16 protein-coding genes and 3 pseudogenes are annotated in these 17,096 nt (G+C 64.8%); 11 read left to right on the top strand and 8 right to left on the bottom strand.

All coding sequences use genetic code 11. The annotated features are described in order from the left end of the window. Window positions 1–6: 6 nt before the first annotated feature. The 3 genes and pseudogenes from GFS60_RS30465 to GFS60_RS30455 all read right to left on the bottom strand — a co-directional run bounded on the left by GFS60_RS30465 (window position 7) and on the right by GFS60_RS30455 (window position 3,142). A complete protein-coding gene (locus GFS60_RS30465; RefSeq protein ID WP_236603560.1) occupies window positions 7–576 on the bottom strand; it encodes a helicase associated domain-containing protein in 570 nt (189 codons plus the stop codon). Window positions 577–926: 350 nt separating this feature from the next. After that, window positions 927–1,864: pseudogene (locus GFS60_RS30460) on the bottom strand (phosphatidylserine/phosphatidylglycerophosphate/cardiolipin synthase family protein). Between the two features lie 105 nt (window positions 1,865–1,969). Then, on the bottom strand, window positions 1,970–3,142 hold the full coding sequence (locus GFS60_RS30455; RefSeq protein WP_159927824.1) for an ATP-binding protein: 1,173 nt from the start codon (window positions 3,140–3,142) through the stop codon (window positions 1,970–1,972). 685 nt (window positions 3,143–3,827) lie between these two features. Here GFS60_RS30455 and GFS60_RS30450 point away from each other — a divergent pair. Together GFS60_RS30450 and GFS60_RS30445 are read left to right on the top strand one after the other, a co-directional pair. Next, window positions 3,828–5,000 carry an IS30 family transposase gene (locus tag GFS60_RS30450; protein ID WP_442972221.1) on the top strand — a complete coding sequence of 391 codons (1,173 nt, stop codon included), beginning with the start codon at window positions 3,828–3,830 and terminating at the stop codon, window positions 4,998–5,000. 122 nt (window positions 5,001–5,122) lie between these two features. Beyond that, window positions 5,123–5,527 carry an Lsr2 dimerization domain-containing protein gene (locus GFS60_RS30445; RefSeq protein ID WP_159927820.1) on the top strand — a complete coding sequence of 135 codons (405 nt, stop codon included), beginning with the start codon at window positions 5,123–5,125 and terminating at the stop codon, window positions 5,525–5,527. Window positions 5,528–6,306: 779 nt separating this feature from the next. Here GFS60_RS30445 and GFS60_RS40430 read toward each other — a convergent pair. The 4 genes and pseudogenes from GFS60_RS40430 to GFS60_RS30425 form a co-directional block, all read right to left on the bottom strand. Then, a pseudogene (locus tag GFS60_RS40430) lies at window positions 6,307–6,535 on the bottom strand (SDR family mycofactocin-dependent oxidoreductase); the annotation flags it as partial. 102 nt (window positions 6,536–6,637) lie between these two features. Further along, the gene (locus GFS60_RS30435; RefSeq protein ID WP_159927818.1) at window positions 6,638–7,831 is read right to left on the bottom strand and encodes a serine hydrolase domain-containing protein; all 1,194 of its coding nucleotides are present in this window, start codon (window positions 7,829–7,831) and stop codon (window positions 6,638–6,640) included. A gap of 125 nt (window positions 7,832–7,956) precedes the next feature. Beyond that, a pseudogene (locus GFS60_RS39385) lies at window positions 7,957–8,358 on the bottom strand (VOC family protein). A gap of 133 nt (window positions 8,359–8,491) precedes the next feature. Next, window positions 8,492–9,493: an AraC family transcriptional regulator gene (locus GFS60_RS30425; RefSeq protein WP_159927816.1), complete on the bottom strand. Its 1,002-nt coding sequence runs from the start codon at window positions 9,491–9,493 to the stop codon at window positions 8,492–8,494. 567 nt (window positions 9,494–10,060) lie between these two features. Between GFS60_RS30425 and GFS60_RS39990 the strand changes: the two genes are divergently transcribed. Further along, a complete protein-coding gene (locus tag GFS60_RS39990) occupies window positions 10,061–10,183 on the top strand; it encodes a hypothetical protein (protein ID WP_268962630.1) in 123 nt (40 codons plus the stop codon). Between the two features lie 1,554 nt (window positions 10,184–11,737). On the opposite strand, the gene GFS60_RS30420 is transcribed toward GFS60_RS39990, so the two are convergent. After that, window positions 11,738–11,980 carry a helix-turn-helix transcriptional regulator gene (locus tag GFS60_RS30420; protein WP_159927814.1) on the bottom strand — a complete coding sequence of 81 codons (243 nt, stop codon included), beginning with the start codon at window positions 11,978–11,980 and terminating at the stop codon, window positions 11,738–11,740. A 333-nt stretch (window positions 11,981–12,313) separates the two neighbouring features. Here GFS60_RS30420 and GFS60_RS30415 point away from each other — a divergent pair, with 333 nt between their 5' ends. The 8 genes from GFS60_RS30415 to GFS60_RS30385 all read left to right on the top strand — a co-directional run bounded on the left by GFS60_RS30415 (window position 12,314) and on the right by GFS60_RS30385 (window position 17,008). Continuing rightward, window positions 12,314–12,493 (top strand): hypothetical protein, encoded by a 180-nt coding sequence (locus tag GFS60_RS30415; protein ID WP_159927812.1) that lies wholly within the window; start codon window positions 12,314–12,316, stop codon window positions 12,491–12,493. Window positions 12,494–12,652: 159 nt separating this feature from the next. After that, the gene (locus tag GFS60_RS39985; RefSeq protein ID WP_268962629.1) at window positions 12,653–12,784 is read left to right on the top strand and encodes a hypothetical protein; all 132 of its coding nucleotides are present in this window, start codon (window positions 12,653–12,655) and stop codon (window positions 12,782–12,784) included. Between the two features lie 86 nt (window positions 12,785–12,870). Then, window positions 12,871–13,512, top strand: coding sequence for a 3'-5' exonuclease (locus GFS60_RS30410; RefSeq protein WP_159927810.1), 642 nt, complete (start codon window positions 12,871–12,873; stop codon window positions 13,510–13,512). A 126-nt stretch (window positions 13,513–13,638) separates the two neighbouring features. Further along, window positions 13,639–14,151 carry a hypothetical protein gene (locus tag GFS60_RS30405; RefSeq protein ID WP_159927808.1) on the top strand — a complete coding sequence of 171 codons (513 nt, stop codon included), beginning with the start codon at window positions 13,639–13,641 and terminating at the stop codon, window positions 14,149–14,151. Between the two features lie 3 nt (window positions 14,152–14,154). Then, window positions 14,155–14,421, top strand: a complete 267-nt coding sequence (locus tag GFS60_RS30400) for a hypothetical protein (protein ID WP_159927806.1) — start codon at window positions 14,155–14,157, stop codon at window positions 14,419–14,421. Then, window positions 14,418–14,759, top strand: a complete 342-nt coding sequence (locus tag GFS60_RS30395; protein ID WP_159927804.1) for a hypothetical protein — start codon at window positions 14,418–14,420, stop codon at window positions 14,757–14,759. Before GFS60_RS30400 ends, GFS60_RS30395 begins: the two co-directional genes overlap by 4 nt. Before the next feature lie 175 nt (window positions 14,760–14,934). Continuing rightward, on the top strand, window positions 14,935–16,233 hold the full coding sequence (locus tag GFS60_RS30390; RefSeq protein ID WP_159927802.1) for a vWA domain-containing protein: 1,299 nt from the start codon (window positions 14,935–14,937) through the stop codon (window positions 16,231–16,233). Window positions 16,234–16,486: 253 nt separating this feature from the next. Continuing rightward, window positions 16,487–17,008: a hypothetical protein gene (locus tag GFS60_RS30385; RefSeq protein WP_159927800.1), complete on the top strand. Its 522-nt coding sequence runs from the start codon at window positions 16,487–16,489 to the stop codon at window positions 17,006–17,008. Window positions 17,009–17,096 lie beyond the last annotated feature (88 nt).

Below are 17,096 nucleotides of genomic sequence, written 5' to 3'. Positions count from 1 at the left end.
AGCGGGTCAACTCCCACTGTCCGCCGGAAAGAGGGGTGAGCGCCCAGTGGCGTCCGGAGACAAGGGAGGTGGGATGTCTATCCGGCAGGCCTTGCTGATTCGTGGGCCCCGTGGGCGTGGGCCGGGGGAGACCCCGAGGGCAGCAAGTGGACGCCTCTCGTTGTCTGGCAATGCGTTGGCTCGCCACTTCTTCACCGCCCGGTAGAGCCACTGGCCTACCTGTTCACCGTCGGCAGTGACATAGTTCGCCGGAACGAGTGCGTCGCCGTGCTCTTCGCGGTAGACGGCGATTTCGGCAAGCATCCGTCGCCGCTTGCCGTCGGCCGGTGACACGGCAGGAAGTGGAAGATCGTCATCACTCCACACGAACCCGATCGCCTCGAGCTGCGCAATGCGCTGAGGCGGAAGGGTACCGAGCATACGGGCAACCCGCTGGCGGTCCTGCCAGAGTCCCAGACGAAAACCGCATTCGGTGACATAGTCGACGGGCACCGCGATTCGGGGGTGATGGGCGGCGGCGGCGCGGAACGCCGCGTGGAGCTGCAGAGGTGAGGCCGAGGACCGGTTTGCTCGCATCGAGATCGCATCCTTGTGAAAGCCGTCAAGCGTTGTCCGGATAGTCATTAACTCAAGTATGTCAATCAGTTTGACCATCTGTCACGGAAGTCGACACGTGTTGGGTTGCAACGTGTGCGCAGGTAGTGAGAGCTGGTGGAACTCACGGTTGGTCGCCAGAGCGAAGGATCCGTCGCGGTCGCGCACCGGCACGCCGAGGTCCTTGGCCTGGTCCCCGGCACAGGGAAGCGCTCCCGTGTCCTGGCGTTGGCCTGATCACTCCAGTCCGTGCCCGCGGCGATGTCGGTGCGCCGTCGCCCTCGGGGACATGTCGTATTCACCAGGTCAAGCCTGGAAACCTCCGGATCGGTTCAGAGGTTCCAGAGTCCGAGCAGCGCGACCCGCAGGCCGGCGGAGGCGATACGATGGGCCGGTGCGCAGTCGGGGATTGGGATGCCCGACGTCGGCGAGTCATACTCTGCGTCGGTCACCGCGATCGGCTCCAGGTCGACTCGGGTGCGCAGTTGGTACGCCACCGCTTTGCGGGTGTGCGGGATCGCGATCGGTCGAAGTCCACGCCCCCGGGCGGGTAGAGCCAGTCGTTGTCGGCGGTGACCTGAAGCAGGACGCCACCGCGCTGGAGCCGCCCACGCCCACCGGGGGTGTCGATGCGGAACCAGTCGAGCTGGTACTTCGCCGCCGACCCCCCGCGGACGTACGGCGTCGGCTGGTGTGGGCCGCCCGCTCGTGTTCCTCCGCGACGCCGGGTTGTTAGTCGTGATGTGCCACAAGAACATCCGGGTGACCGGGGCGGGAAGGAAATCGGGCTCGGCACCGTTGCGGCCGCCGATTCCGGGCAGGGATACGGCCCGACCGATCTGCCAGATGGCGGTGGCGTTGTCGAGGAACACGTAACCCGACCTGGAAATCTTGCCGATACTGTCGATGAACTTCCGCGCGGCGGCGACAATGTGAGGGTCGTCGGTGATGGCCACGGCCTCATCGGCGATGGTGGAGCTGGACGAGGCGTTGGCGGAGCCGATGACCGCCCGCCGGTCGGTGGCGATCACGTTGGCATGCAGGTTCGGCGACGACAGCACCCGCACCCCGGCGTCCACATAATAGGTGAGCGAAAACGGGGAGGTCATGCGCGCACACCGGGCCCGGGACGCATGACGACGAGGACGTCCCCGGCGCGCAGCGGCAGAGTGGGGGCGTCCTCACCGAGGTAGGCGATCGCGGCATGCCGTGGCCCCCGCGTGCGGATGATGTGCGGCCAGGGGCTCGGCCCATGGAAGGTGGTCCCCATACCCGAAAAGGGTGGCGAGATGACGGCTGCGGCCGGGGGACGCGGCGTGCCATAAGCGTGCTGTCAGCGAGCGCGATATCCGAGTCGGCGCGTGAGTACCGGATTTCAGGCGGTGGGCTGGCGACGAATGAAATCGGCCATTCCCGGGACGGTGAACGCGATGCGACCGTGTTCGGGCGACCAGATGAGACCCTTCTTGATGGCGGAATCACGGACGTCGCTGACCGCGGTGGTCGCCACACCCATGGCTGCGGCGACCTTCCCGGACCGGGGCGTGGGTTCCCCGGTTTCGGCGATGGCGCGCAGGTACCGGCGTTCCCGGTCGGTGGCCCGGGTCCATCGGGACGGGAAGAACCCGTCGTCCAATGCTCGGCGGCCTTCCTCGACCGCGAGGTGGGCGTCCTCGGCATCGAAGGGGGAGGTGGGGGCGGTGTGCCAGATCGCCTTGCCGAACTCTTGTAGGAAGTACGGGTAGCCGCCGCTGGCTTCGACGACGATCTCGAGGGCGTCCGGGGTGAACGCACCCCCGTGTGCCTCGACCGGGACCCGGAGTGCGTCGGCCGCATCGGCCGGGGAGAGCGGTCCGATGGTGCGGTAGGAGAATTGCCGTTCGGCGTAGGAGCGGCTGTCGGCGAGCACCGCGGGCAGGCTGGGCAGCCCGGCACCGATGACGAAGAACGGCCATTCCCGTTGGCTGGCACGATGTTGCACCGCGAGTAGGGCGCCGAGCAGATCGGGGTCGAGGTCTTGCATTTCGTCGATGAACAGTCCGAACGCGGCGCCCTTTTTGCGCATGACGTCGCTGATCGCTTCGACCAGCTCCTCGAGGTCGAGGTCGATATCTCCGCTGGCGGCACGCCCGCCGAGGGCGAGTTCGATTTTGGCCGGGCCCAGGCCGACGCCGAGGGTGAACCTGCGGGCGAGGGAGACGAGATCGTCGATGACCTTGTGGAGTTGATGTTTGCGGCTGAAGCGGCGCAGACCGACGGCGAGTTCGTAGCCGAGGCGGGCGCGGACCGCGGCGATCCCGGCCTCGTTCGGTCTGGCTTCGATGTTGATCGCCAACCATCCCTGCCGCTCGGCGTGCTCGGCCAGGGTATTGAGCAGGGTGGTCTTGCCGACCCCGCGGAGCCCGGAGAGCACCATCCCGCGGTCATAGTTGCCTCGCTTGCTGCGGGCGACAAGCAGATCGAACTCCTCCCGTTCCCGGTCCCGGCCCTCCAGAGCAGGGGGCCGCAGACCCGAGCCGGGTTTGAACGGGTTCAGCGCGGGATCCATATCGGCAACTATAGACGCTTATAGGGAAGATTCCATAAATCTCTATAAGTTGCGATAGGTGCCGAGAGGTCTGTTTACGCGCCTTCACGGTGTGGGTGGCCTCTCTCACGGGTGGTGTCGAGGGTCCCTCATTCGTCGGCGGAAAGGGGCGCGCACCTGGATTCCGAAATCCGTTCGAGGAGTGGTCTCAAGCCTGGTGGGACAGCGGTGGGTGATGGCCGCTCGATGTCGAGGTTCGATCTCCTAAAGGAAACCACCGGTCACGCCCGCTCACCCTGTGCCGAGCCGGGCCATGTTCTTCACACACCGGCTCCCGTTCCGTATCCGTCGCCGAACCGGGACACTAGTCTTCACTACTCGTCGATCATTAGTGGGGAGTGGGGGAATGGCAGCATCATAGCGGCGGGCCGAGGCCGTGTGCGCGACCGTTCGGGGAGAAGTACACTCAACGACGTTCGCAGCGCATCCCCCAAATTTTGCACTGTTGAACGCCCCCCGTGTCCAGCGTCCCCCCCGACCTGGACACCCGCGCCCCAGTGCCACCCCCTTGGGTTCCATCGGTCGACGCAACACCCGACAGTTCAGGGTGGCGATGGAATTCGAGATACGCAAGCAACGGGGTCCCTCGCGTGGCGAGACCTTGCATCGGGAACGGCGCGCTTATTTTGATCTCGTGAACAAGGGCGTGAGCAGTCAAGAGGCCTGCCGGATCGTCGGGATCAACTACCGCACCGGCAAGCGGTGGCGCAACGGACACAAACCGTCCGGCGGCCACCCGGGAGCTCCGCCGGTGACAACATCGGCCCTGCACACCGAGTCGGGCCGGTACCTGGGCACTACCGAACGCATCCGTATCGCCGACCGGCTCCGGGAAGGCGCCTCGATCCGATCGATCGCCACCGAGTTGAATCGGAGCCCCTCGACGATCAGCCGGGAGATCCGCCGCAACAGTGACCCGTCCGATGGGCAGTACCGGCCCTATGCGGCCCAGCAACGTGCCGGCGCACGCCGCCCACGACCCAAGACAGCCAAACTGATCAAGTACCCCACGCTGCGGCGACGTATCCAACGGCATCTCGACAAGGGGTGGAGTCCCGAGCAGATCGTGTACAGACTGCGCCGAGACTTTCCGCTCCTCACCGACGTGCATCTCGCACCCGAAACCATCTACCAGGCGGTCTACCAGCCCGCCCGCGGCGGCTTGACCCGCGGGAAGAAACCCCTCCTGCGGACCGGTCGCACCATGCGCCGGCCGCGCCGCCAGGCCCAGGCACGCAGACCCCGGTTCGTGGCGCCGATGGTAATGATCGGCCAGCGTCCGGACGAGGTCGCCGCCCGGCTCGTACCCGGTCACTGGGAGGGGGATTTGGTGATCGGTAAGGACGGACGATCCCAGATGGGGACCCTGGTCGAGCGGGTCAGCCGCTACGTGATGCTCTTACACCTACCCGGCGGGCGGTCTCCGGAAATCGTCCGGGACGAGCTCATCGCCATGATGCAGGGGCTTCCGGCGCAGCTGGCGCGCTCGGTGACCTGGGATCAGGGCTCCGAGCTGGCCCGCCACCACGAATTCACCGCCGCCACCGGCATACCGGTGTACTTCTGTGAGCCGCACTCGCCCTGGCAGCGAGGAACCAACGAGAACACCAATGGGCTTCTGCGGCAGTACTTTCCCAAGTCCACGGACCTGTCCGGCCACACCCGTGCCCACCTCGACGAGGTGGCCGCCGAGCTCAACGATCGCCCCCGGAAAGTGCTCGGATGGGACACCCCGGCGGAACGACTCGCCACATTGATCGGCCCAGGCCATGGCATCTTCCGACGCCTTACCGAACCGACTTCGCTGGCGATCGGGTAGCGACGGCAACACCGCTTTGGCGGACGGACCGGGCGCTCGACGACGTTCACCCCCTTTTCGCGCAGCTCCCAGTACTGTGCGCTAGAACTGTATCGAGACATACACGAGGAATCGGGGGCACTGTGGCTCGTAAGAGGGTTGTCGAACTCGTTGACGACATCGACGGGACAGTGTTCGGCGACGAAGGTGAGAAGATCACCTTCGCGGTCAACGGTGTCGAGTACGAAATCGACCTGAAGGACGAGCATGCCAGCGAGTTCCACAGGAAGATCGGTTACTTCATCGAGCATGCCACCCGATCACTCGAACCGACGACTTCGTCCAGGTCTGCTGCAACGTCCGTAGGTGCTACGACGCGTGCGCAGTTCTCCGCCCGCTTGGACCCAGACTTGCTGCAGCAGGTGAAAATCGAAGTAGCCACCCGTGGGACGACTTTGCAGGAAGCGACGGCCGAAGCATTCAGGCTTTGGCTGCCCTCGAAGGTGACTACTCGCCCGCGAGGGGTGCGGCCACGCGCACTGGGGTAATAGCCCTCAACCATCCGCAACCGGGAACCGTGCGCGGAAGCACTCGAAGTGCCCGCCAAGCGTGCGCCAGGCGGGATGTATGACGATGATGCGTACGCGAACGAAATTTCACGAGCAGCACTAGGCTTTACCAAACCATGCGTGTTGCGACGACCGCTGGAATCCGCCCCCCCGGTGCTGGGGCGCATTGCGTTCCCTCGACCAGCACCCTCCGACGCTTGGTGTGCCCCTCGCGGACCAGCTTCGGAAAATCCCTCGCGGAGAGGGGCAGCGATGACCGAGACCGCCGTCAGCATGGGCCGCGTCCCTGTCGGCGATCCGATCCCGCTGCGCTTCGATCCGCAGACCAAACAGCGACTCGGCGAGGTGGCCGGCGGGATCGGCCCCTGCCGCTTCGGCGCCCTGATCCGGGTGGCCGCCCACCGCCTCCTCTCCGACCCCGACCGCGTACCCGCCGCACTCGATGAGTACCGCCGCGCCTCCGCCGCCGCCCGGAGCCTCCCACGGGTGGAAATAGTCTTCGACCTGGACCCGGCCACCGACCGGCGCCTCGAGGAGCTGGCCCGGGCTCATCACACGAAACGCAGTGCGATCGTCCGCGTCGCCGCCCACCGCTTCCTCACCGCGGCGGGCCGATTCCGCCCCCACCTGCTTCGGGAGGACGCCCGCGGCGATCTCACCTGCCGAACCCGCCTGCACATCAACCGCTCCACGCTGGTGCGGCTGGACCGGCTCACCGGCCGCAACGGTGACGTCCTCACCGCCGCCGGCCGCGGGGCCTTGACTGCAATGCATCGACGACCGGTGGCCTCCACCAATCGAACGTTTCCGCGATACCCTCTTCGGTTGCGGGGGATAGGAGACGACATCACTGTTCGCGCACCGATCGCAGATCATGATGTCGGCGCCACGCTCCGTAAATGCGATTGCGTGGGCGCGCCAAACCCGTGTTGCGGCGCCGGTGATCAGTGCGAGTTGTCCTTCGAAGTTACCTTCGAGGCAATTCATGCCGTCTCCTAGTTCGACGTATGACAGCGAGCGCTGTGCTGCATACGTACTTCGAACCCGAGCGAAAGAAATAGCCGATCCCGGACAACGGAACCTAGCCGATCATCGATAGACGGCGGTCTCGAATTCCAAGTACCCGCTAATGGATCCGGCATCCGCGAACGGCAGAATCTGCGTCGCCCAGAAGCCGCCGACGCCGGTTTGCCGATCGATCCAGTAATAGAGGTTGGCAAGGCCCGCCCAAGCCAGCGATCCGACGGGCCTACCGGTGGGTGCCACCTCTTCATTCGTCATGAAGGAGTATGCCCATCCCTTGGGTACGCCGGGGAAGAATTCCGCATCGTTGGACAATGTCGGAAGAACTCCTGGCAACAACCCGACGTGCTGGCCTTCGAGTCCGTTCTGCACGGCAGCGGCGACCGCCTCCCGCGACAACACGCGCCCTGAAGTGCCTGCTCCGTCGTTGAGCCACATACGGATGAACTTCATGTAGTCACCGACCGTGCCGTGCAAACCGTGACCACCCATGTGTACCTCGGGCTCTGCCGGAAGCTCGAATCCTAAAATCGGAGTGAGGCTTCCATCACTCTCACGCTGATGGATCGATGCAAGTCGATCCTTCATCGACGGGCTCATCGTGAACGCCGTATCCGTCATCTCGAGAGGTTCGAAGATGCGCTCACGCATGACATCCCCGAGTCGCTTACCTCGGATCGACTCGACTACCTGTCCGGCCCAATCGATATTGCTGCCGTACTCCCACTTCTCACCCGGATCGAAGAGCAGCGGTGTCGTGAGCGCCGCCTTGCTGCACGTGATCACACTGGGTTGCCCGTGTTCCTGCGAGAGACGATTGTAGGACTCATTGAAGAAGTCGTACCCGAACCCTGCCGTGTGGAGCAGCAGCATACGAGTGGTGATGTCTCGTTTGGGTTCCCGAAGAACGGGGTTACCGCTGTCGTCGAAACCGTCCAGAACTTTCAGCTCACCGATCTCGGGAACATAGGTGGATGCAGGTGCATCGAGATCGAGCAAACCCTCCTCCACACATTGCAGAACAGCGGTACCGGTGATCGCCTTGGTCGTCGAGAAGAGTGCAAAGGTTGAATCAAGGGTCATCGGTACGCCGTAACCGAGAGTCCGCTCTCCGGCAGCACCCTGATAGATGTTGCCTTCCCGATTCGTGATCATCGCGACCACACCCGGCACACGGTCGGCCCCCTGAGTAGCTCGCGCCAGCACGTCGTCGAGGTGCTTCTTCAAAAGAGGCTTCCCCGCAATATCTTCGATCGTCACTGCATTTCTCCATCCGATTCGAAACTTGTCCTGTCGGACAGAATGTAACGACGATCACACGCAGGTTCTGCCTCAAAACGGCAGAGAAGCTGTCTCGTTTCGGCAGAACCGGGCAAGACGTAGCTTTAGCTCTGGAGCGTTCCGATGTTCACCACCCAGGAAATTCCGAAGTTGCCTAAACAAGGATTCGCCCTACATCTGCTTCTCGAGTGGAACGCTCACCGTCCCCGTGTCTGACAACTGCTCCCAGTACCCGCGCAGCACATCACCGTCGTCGCAACTTAGGCTGACCATGATGCTGTCGCCGGGTTGTATGGCATGCCAGGCGGAGTGTCAGCACCCATCAGGGGTGTATTCCTGGTCGGTTTCGAGCATGCCGTGCATGATCTTGTCGCCGCCCTTCACCGGATTGCCGAGTCCACCGATCGTGCTCAGCGCCAGGTGCCAGCGAAAATACCCTTGTAGAATTCCAACGCTCCACGCGCACTACCGTTGAAACTGATGTACGGATTCAGTCGAGCTGCTATGACGAGCTCCTAGCTCGCGGAATTGCTGTCACGTTCGGTTCCAACCCTCGCAGAACGCTCTGATACGAAACAACAGATTTGGGCAGCTTATCCACTGTGTAAGCCGATCGGCATCAACGTTCAAACAACTGCCTCAGATTCGGTTCCGAGTCTCCGAAGGTAGCTCCCCGAACCGTTTCCGGTAAGCCGCCGCAAACATACCTAGATTGACGTACCCCCAGGCGTTGGCGATTTCGGAGACGGATCTCCCGTCGGAGAGCATCAGTTCGCTGTGGACTCCCTCCAGCCGACGCGTGCGCAGTCGTTGACCCGGCGTGGTGTCCCGGTACCGTCGAAATCCCGCAGTGAGCGCCCGGACGCTGACACCCGCCGCAGCCGCGATCTCCGACGCCGTCGGCACCAAGCGAGCAAAAGCATCGATGTACTCCTCCGCGGATCGCACGTAGGCCGGTTCGGCGGAAGCGACGTCGCCACCGAGTTGCAGTCCGGCCTGGGTCGCCCACTCCTCGAGCAGCTGAGCGGTGATGAGTTCCTGAACCCTGGCGCCGAGCCTTTTGCCCGACATCGCGTCCGGCGACTCTGCAATTGCGCGTACGACGTAGTCCATCAATGCGAGCCAACTCGAGCCATGCCCGCCAATGGCGCACTTGTGTCGCCACAGGCGGTCGTCGGGAGCTGACCCGTACCACCGCTGGGCGTGATCGGCGGCAAGCTGATGCGGCAGAGTGAGATTCAATTGCAGGTGATCCTCGTCGAATTCGACGAAATAATCGGTCCGACTGCAATCGACGACAAACGTCTCCCCCACTCCGGTATTTGCCGCAGCGCCCCGACCCACAGCATGTCTGCCATTGCCCCTGATCGTCGTCAGTACCAGAATATTTCCGGCCTCAGGCGAAAACTCACCGATGGAGACCGGAATGCCGTAACAGAATCTGGTGACGTCGATCTTGCCGACCGCCGCCGAGTACATGTCCGATGCCGGCCTCAACCGACTTCCGATCGGAGTCACCGTGTACGGCATGTAGACGTTGTCGGACCACTCCTTGATGCGGTCCCAGTCCTGAGAAAAGGCCTGGTGATGCTGCATGGTGTGCCGACCCGCCGCGTCGATGAGCAAGGCGTCTTCGAACATGCTTCGAGTATCGCATCCAGGGTCCGGGAAGGTCACGCACAGCTGCCACGGCCTGCCGGTCGAACTGCGGCAAAAAGTAGCGAAATCCACCGAGGTCCCCCGAATCCCATTTGTGCCCTCATCAGGCCCTCCTCCACCATTCCGATCTTGGTGAGCACGGCCGCCGAGTTCTCCGATCTACACGTTGCCTGTGTGCACTGCGCTCCACGGCGAGAAGAGGCGAGCTCTTGAGTGGTGCACTCGGATGGGGCGGGTGTGAAGGGCCGATTTCGAGGGCTGATTGTTGTTGTTCAGCAACTGTTTGGGTATTCACTTGGTGTGGAATTGAGCTCGGCGGGTTATGCACGGCACTAAATCTCTCGAATCTCGAATAATGATCCAGCAATGGAGGACCCGATATGGCACCGTTGATTCGCACGACCTGCCGCTACACCGAGCCGACCCTGACCGCTGCATATCCGCTCAGGGATACCCCCCTTCTGGTCGCCGGTCACCGCGGCGTCGTGGACCTCCGTCACTGCCCGCGCTCTGAATGGCTGGACTGGACACTTCGCGACCACGTCACCCATGATCACCACACGGCAGCCGCCGCGCCCGCACACGGTGTCACCCGGGACGATCTCGGCCGCGGTCACCGCGCTGACCCTCATGGTCGGCGGCGTGGGCGCGGCCCTTCTCCACCTCATCTGAGGGACCGCCAACCCGGCGGTCGGAGAGTGTGGGCAGTGACTTCCTCGATTTTGTACCCGAGACTGGGACGACGCTACTGGTGACAGTGCTGCTGACCAGCGGGGCGATCGACGGACTGCACCTCGTCAACCGCAGCGTCCGGAAACATCAGACTGCCCGGTTCACCTGAGCACAGCTCGTAACAGGACCCGGACGAGTTGCGGCAGCTGATGAGTGACGCAGTCCTGGCGGTCGAGCAGATCAAGGGTTCCCGCGCGTTCCGGGACGGGGTGTTCACCGACCTGGACCTGCGGGCAGCCATGTGGACCTCGGGACCCGGGTTCTCGCCGCTGCTGAACTGCGTGAGGCGGTCACCGCGGCAGCCGGCATCGACTGGGAGGTGCTCACCCCGACGACCACCAGGCCTACCCCCAGACCGACGGCGCCGTCCAGGCGCTGCGCGACGCTGCGGACACCATATCTGACCTGGACACCGAACTCGCCGCCACCGAGGGCGCGGCCCCGCGCCGCGGACGAACGTCGTCGCCAAAACGAAGAGAGATTAGCTCACGTCAACCACCTGGCCCACGCCCACACCGCCGTCGCGGCAAGCACCGCGACACCCACGACCACGGTCACCGACCTCATTGAGACGATCAGTACCCGCGCCCATGCATACCGGAACCTGGGCTGTGACCGCCACATGTCCAGTCGCATCCCTGTGCGCCCGCGTACGCTGCCGAGGCTGCAGTGGGGGAATGCGACACCCCGTCTGCCGGGGGATCGCGGGGGCATCCCACGCGGTCGAAGTGAAGTGAAAAGTCAAGGGGAAGAATACAAGTAAACCCATTCGACGCTCCGGCCGCCGAGAACCTGAATCTCACGAACTGGACAGCCTGGGGCTGGCTGGGCGGATGGGCGACGTTGCTGCTGGCCGTGCTTGTCGGTGCGGTGGCCGTGTTCGCTGCCCCTACCGCCTACTGGAACTCGGCGAGGCCTGGAGGTGGCTGGGGCGAACGACCGCTCCAGCTAACGCGATTGACCGACAGTCGAAGACGTAGGTCCCAGCTACTCGGGGAGTAGACGGTCGGCGACAGCTCCGAACCGGCGCCGCCGCCACACTGAGGCCGCTTTCCACTTCGCTGAGGGCGCAGAACGAAAATCTCCCTCGCGGCTGTATTCCAGATCTGTCCTGGCTGCGTCAGGCAGTCGTGGGGTATGAATCTGCTCTCTGCCGTCGATGGCAGAGAGCAGATAGTGCGGGCAGGTGCCCACCTGCCGAGGCAGGGGAGTCCAGTATTGCCGGGCGCAGACGCTCGACCAGGTGAGTTTCCCGCTCGAGACCCGGTCGGGTTTACAAGGCGCTGATTGAAGCGCTGGGCGGCGCGGTCAAGCACGAGGTGACCGTTCCGGCTCGTGTGGTCGAGACGATGGGAGAGCTATTGGCGGAGGGGTCGTTGCGGCGCCGCGATGCCCGCGCGGTGCACCGGATGCTGCCGCGGCTGCGCGTGGACACTGCGACCTGAACGCATCGGCACCGTCCCCATGGTCGCACGGTATGGGGGTGGCGGCCGGTCACTGGGTGTGTCGCCGCCGCTTCGGTATGTCGGTGCGCGCGCCCTGGCCGGGCCGGTTGTGCGCCCATTCGATGATGTCCGACCGCTTCCATAGTGGGGTGCGGCCGATCTTTTCCACCGGTGCCGGTGCTTGCCCCCGTGAGACGTATCCGCGGAAAGTCGAGATCGAGAGCTCGGTGCCGGTTTCCTCGTTGATCAGGTCGATGACTTGGTCGGTGGTGAGGCGGTGCGGGCTGACCATGTTCTCAGACCTTCCCGTCCCGGTCGGCAATGGTGAGGGAAGCAGCCCTGCCATGCCGTGACGGGGCTGCCGGAGGGTGGAGGTGGCGGCGTGCCGGCGTTGTGCTGGGTGAGGTGTCCATGTCCTAGACCCTACAACGCCGTGCTGTAATGCTTCGGTTTGTGTTGGGGGGCTGTGGTATGGCTCCATGGCGGCAACTATACAACGATGTGTTGTGAGGTTGTTGGGTGGAGTCCGTATGGGAATCGTGACCCTCACGCCTTGCTACATCACAATGTAACGATGTAATGTCAGCGACAGAACATCACGGTGAAGCAGGGAAAGAGGATGCCCATGACGATCCACATCAACCTCGACATCGGGGCCGAGGTCATCCGCCTCGCCGATGCCAACGAAGCCGACCTGACCGGTAACCCGGACGCTACCTGCAACTACCTGTCCTTCCGGGCCGGTGCCATCGGGTACGACGGCGGGTCTGGAGGGCATGTTCGGGACCTTCCACATCGGCGATGACGGCTATGCCGTGGCACTGCACCACCACGGCACACCGTGGGAGAGCACCACGCCGGAGCGAACCGAGCATCGGGTCACCGAATGCGCGGACTGCTTGTTCCAGGCCGTCCAGGTTCTGCTTGGACGGGCCGTCTGAGAACACCACCACGAGGAGGTCTCATGCAGTGGGAATCGTTCAGTCCATTCCCAGCTTCCGGGCACTGTCGGGGGTTGGCCGTCGGCGACGGGAGCGGCCGGAAGATCATGACCGCCTTCGTCGACGGATGGCTCGACGCGAAGCTCGCCCAGTGAGGCCGGTCATGCCGATGCCAGCGGGTGATGCTGTTGGCGCCGGTGCGCGGGGGAGTGTGTCGGAGGGTGCGGTCACGATGGCCACCATGACCGCACCCGAGTCACCAGCGACGAGCCCGCGAGTGGGGCAGGTGCCGCATGCGCTCAGTCCCCGCCAGTGGGCGCAGGAGATGCTGCGGCCCGGCCGGGCGGTGGTCTGCGATGTCGAATCTACCGACTTCGACGGTGCGATCCTCGAGATCGCCGTGATCGACGCCGCCACCGGGGTCGTGCTCCTCGACACCCTCGTCGATCCGGGCGCCGTACCGATCCACCCGGCCGCCGCCGCGGTGCACGGGATCGACGCCGACCAGCTGGTCGGCGCCCCCGACTGGGCGGCGGTCCATCCCGAGCTGGTGGCGGTGACGACGGGAAAGGTGACGCTGGCGTACAACGCCGAGTTCGATATGGGCCGGATCGTGCACGACTGCCACCGGTACGGGCTCGACCCGGCGCATCTCGCGAACCCGCGCGGGTGGGGGTGCATCATGCTGGCCCGCTCCCAGGCCGAAGGGGTCGAGAAGAGCATCCGGCTCGGCGCCGCCCACCGGGCGCGCGGCGACGCCGAAGCCGCTCGCGGGGTACTGCAAGGCATCGCGGACGGCCGAATCAGCTCCGGCCCAGCTGAACCCCAGCCCACGCCCGCAGGCTGCCCCGACGAGGTCCGCGCAGAGCGGGTGGCCCGGTGAGGACGTGGGCAGCACCCGGTGTGCGCGCCGATCCCGCCGAACGCGAGCGCCACCGCTGGAGCATCCTCGCCCGCCGGAATCAGGAGGCGCTTACCGCGTGGCTGTCCGCCGCGGAGGGCTTGTCGGATGTGGCAGGCCGGTCGACTCGTCCCGGACCGCATCACCGCCGCCCTCGACATGAACGGGCTCGAAGGGCCGCAGGTCGACATCGACTGCGGAACAACAGAACCCGACGTCGATCACTGGGAGCTGGGCATCAAGGACCCGACGTGGGAGCAGTTCCTGGCGCTGTGCCGGCTCACCGCAACCCCGATCTCCTTTCTTCTTCCGCGAGCCCTCGGACCTACGCGCGAGCGAGACGAGCCTCGTTATCACCTGCCCGCGAAGGTGTTGCGTGAACTCGACCGCACGCCGGTCACCGCGTTCGCCCGGGAAGCGATCGCCGCGACCCTGGCCCGGCCGCGACTACACCCCCGTCCCCGTCCAAACCACCCTCTGGTGACTCCTGCTGGCGACCACGCAGTGGGGTCGCCCGCGTTCCGAATCCCGCAGGTGCACAGAAAAACCCTCTCTAGCTGCGTAGATGACACGTCCCCCTTACATGAAAGAGGTTTGACATGCCCGTACCCGTACCTGTAGGCCATGACCTCACCGAACGCGCTGTCCGCGTCATCGACCGCAGCGGCTGGGGCACCAGCGCCGCCTACCACCCAGATCCGCACGGTCACTCTCACCTGGGTCTGCCCGGGCTGCCATGGGCCGCGCGGCATCCCGAAGGAACACAGGTTCCACGAGGACGGCCACTGGCTGACCTGCGATCGCTGGGACAACCCGTGCGGGCACCTCGACCTCTACACCGCGGTCCTCGCGCAAGCGCGGGAGCGGCACCCTGCCGGGCCGCGACTGTGAACGCCGCCCTGTTCGACGAGTTCGGTGAGCCCGAGCTCGACGCGTATCCGCCGCTGCCGGCAACGGATCCACGGCTCGCGGAGTTCTTCCGCACGCACAATGTCGTCCCACCCGTCATGCTCGGCCGCTGCATCGGCCGGAGCGTGTGGTCGAAGACCGGGGCCGATCCGCAGACCTGCACCGGCGCCTACCGCACCCTGATCGGTGTGCGGGCGGAGCCGTGCACCGAGTCACCGCGCGGCGGGACGGTGTGGATTCTGCGTCTGCGTGATGACGACGGCACCGAACACGACAGCCCGCGCTACACCAGCAGCAACCACGTCGCGGTGCTGCGGTAACCGCACAGCCAATCCCGCACGGGCACTCCCGCGCCCACGCCCCCACGTGTCTGTGGGCGCGCCGACGTGCGTACCCGGTGAATCCGGTTACTAGGCTCCTGCTCGCGGGCGTACCGACCGCCTCGCGGCACTTGACGAAAGGACTCGGCCCCACCGTGGCGGGCCGGAACACACCATGACCTCTCTGACTCGCGGGGCGAACAGCCCGATCGACACGGCAACCACGACGGTGGAGGTGACCGGCGCCCGGCAGGGAACGGTCGATCTGTTCGTCTTCCAGCTCGGCGCCGATCTGAAGGTCCGGACCGACGCCGATCTGGTGTTCTTCAACAACCCCAGCACCCCGGAAGGGGCGGTCACCCTCACCGGCGGGCAGGTGACCTTGCACCTCGCGGCCGTGCCCGCGGCGATCGACACCCTCGCCGTGGCCGTCGCACTCGATGAGAACGTGCCCGGCAGCCTCGCCGGAGTCCCGGGCCTGTCAGTAACTCTCACCCAGGCGGGCGGAACCTCGTTCGCGATCCCGGCGGAAGGCCTCACGACCGAGCGGTCCGCGGTACTGCTCGAGGTGTACCGGCGCAACGGGTCCTGGAAGGTCCGCAACCGGTCGGCCGGCTGGAGCGGCGGACTCGACGCCCTGGTCACCGAGCACGGTGTCAGCGTCGACGAAACCCCAGCCCAGGCACCCGAACCCGCACAGTCCGCTGTCGCGGCGGCGACTTCCGCGACCGTCGACGGGGACGGTGTCCGAACGGTTCCTGGTGAGGCCACGCTCTCCCTGGTCAAGCGGGAGAAGCTGAATCTGCAGAAACGGGAGGTCGCGAAAGTCCTGCTGAGCAAGCGCGCCGCCAACCCGGTCGGCCGCGTCGTCCTGGTCATGGACAACACCGGGTCGATGTCCAAGCGGTACCGGTCCGGTGAGGTCAAACGCATCATCGAGCGGATGGTGCCGGTCGCTACGCAGCTCGATTCCGACGGGAACCTCGAGGCCTACGCCTACGCGCAGCGGTTCGTGAAGCTGCCGGACGTCACCGTCGCCGACGCTGACACCTGGGTGAACACCTATGTTCATCTGCACGGCCGGCACGAGGGCATCGATTTCGATGCGATCGGTGGCACCAACAACGAGATCCCGATCATGGAAGAGATCATCGGCACCCTCGACAAAGCCACTGCGGTTCCGACGTTGGTGCTGTTCTTCACCGACGGCGGATTCAACGCCAGGGCGCAGATCACCGCCCTGATGCGGACAGCCAGTGCGTTTCCGGCGTTCTGGCAGTTCATCGGAATCGGCAAGTCCAGCTTCGGGGTTCTCGAGAAGCTCGACACCCTGACCGGCCGGCTCGTCGACAACGCCGGGTTCTTCGCGGTCGAGAACGTCGACAAGCTCACGGACACAGCCCTGTACGAACTGCTTTTGGGTGAGTATCCGGACTGGTTACGTGCGGCCCGACAGGCCCGTGTTCTCAGCTGACCTGAAAGATCCGGACTGGTAAGCGATCACCGTTCGGTGTGCTCGATCCTCGAACGGCATGCCACGAGTGTGTGGGTGCCTTCGGCTATGTTCCGTCGTAGGGATGACCAATGGCCGACATTGGCAGGGAGGAGACAGATCATGGTGACTTTCGTAGCCGTCGCGCTAGGGATTCTCATGCTGGGAGGGGCCAGCTACCGGCTTCGAACTGTGGCGCGGGGGGAATGACAGGGCACGAGCGGAGAACCTGTCCATGGCCGCCTGGATGGTGCTCGTGGCGTTCTACGGGGTGTGTTGCCTGTTCGTCGTTGGCACAAGGGTATTCGACAGTGAGATGACCGGTGTCTCTGCCACTGTTCTTCTCGTTGCGATGGTGGCCACGGCTGTTGTGGGCGGACTGCTCGCGGTGGCAAGTCTTCTCACGCGCCGGCGGGCGTGGTCGGCGGATAACAAGCGGCGAGCCGAGTTCGGGTTACCCCGCCGACGGCACTGGATGTCACCAGGTTTCGTTTTCGTCCTGTGGTACATCGGCGGAGCGCTGGTCGCGGTGTCGGGCGCCTTACTGATCATGAGCATGCGTGTCATCGATCCCGCGCTGGCTGACGACAGTGATCGGCTCGGCTCCCTCATGTTCGCGCTGACCTGTGGCGCATTCCTGATCGCCGTTGTGGTCGCGGGAATCCAATGGTGGTCGCTGCGCGCGGAAGATGCCCGGATGCAGCTGGCCGATCATCAGATGTTGGCGGCCGGAAGCGGTGGATCCGCCGGTCAGTGACGACACCGGATTCGGAAGGGGGATCCGGCCTCAGTCGATGAGCAGTAACCCCTACTGAGCTGCGCAGATGGCACGTCCCCCTTGATTG

The sequence above is a fragment of the Rhodococcus sp. WAY2 genome (assembly GCF_009859915.1).
Classification (GTDB): Bacteria; Actinomycetota; Actinomycetes; order Mycobacteriales; family Mycobacteriaceae; genus Rhodococcus_F; species Rhodococcus_F oxybenzonivorans.
The sequence above is the reverse complement of the archived record's forward strand: the minus strand, read 5'-3'. Positions and strand labels throughout refer to the sequence as shown.

What these genes read in the sequence shown, in the direction of transcription:
- GFS60_RS39985 (WP_268962629.1), top strand. Translation starts at nt 12,653, where the DNA reads ATGCAGTGGGAATCGTTCAGTCCATTCCCAGCTTCCGGGCACTGTCGG.
- GFS60_RS30415 (WP_159927812.1), top strand. Translation starts at nt 12,314, where the DNA reads ATGACGATCCACATCAACCTCGACATCGGGGCCGAGGTCATCCGCCTC.
- GFS60_RS30390 (WP_159927802.1), top strand. Translation starts at nt 14,935, where the DNA reads ATGACCTCTCTGACTCGCGGGGCGAACAGCCCGATCGACACGGCAACC.
- GFS60_RS30420 (WP_159927814.1), bottom strand. Translation starts at nt 11,980, where the DNA reads ATGGTCAGCCCGCACCGCCTCACCACCGACCAAGTCATCGACCTGATC.
- GFS60_RS30425 (WP_159927816.1), bottom strand. Translation starts at nt 9,493, where the DNA reads ATGTTCGAAGACGCCTTGCTCATCGACGCGGCGGGTCGGCACACCATG.
- GFS60_RS30385 (WP_159927800.1), top strand. Translation starts at nt 16,487, where the DNA reads ATGGCCGCCTGGATGGTGCTCGTGGCGTTCTACGGGGTGTGTTGCCTG.
- GFS60_RS30410 (WP_159927810.1), top strand. Translation starts at nt 12,871, where the DNA reads ATGACCGCACCCGAGTCACCAGCGACGAGCCCGCGAGTGGGGCAGGTG.
- GFS60_RS30465 (WP_236603560.1), bottom strand. Translation starts at nt 576, where the DNA reads ATGCGAGCAAACCGGTCCTCGGCCTCACCTCTGCAGCTCCACGCGGCG.
- GFS60_RS30400 (WP_159927806.1), top strand. Translation starts at nt 14,155, where the DNA reads ATGACCTCACCGAACGCGCTGTCCGCGTCATCGACCGCAGCGGCTGGG.
- GFS60_RS39990 (WP_268962630.1), top strand. Translation starts at nt 10,061, where the DNA reads ATGATCACCACACGGCAGCCGCCGCGCCCGCACACGGTGTCACCCGGG.
- GFS60_RS30405 (WP_159927808.1), top strand. Translation starts at nt 13,639, where the DNA reads ATGTGGCAGGCCGGTCGACTCGTCCCGGACCGCATCACCGCCGCCCTC.
- GFS60_RS30455 (WP_159927824.1), bottom strand. Translation starts at nt 3,142, where the DNA reads ATGGATCCCGCGCTGAACCCGTTCAAACCCGGCTCGGGTCTGCGGCCC.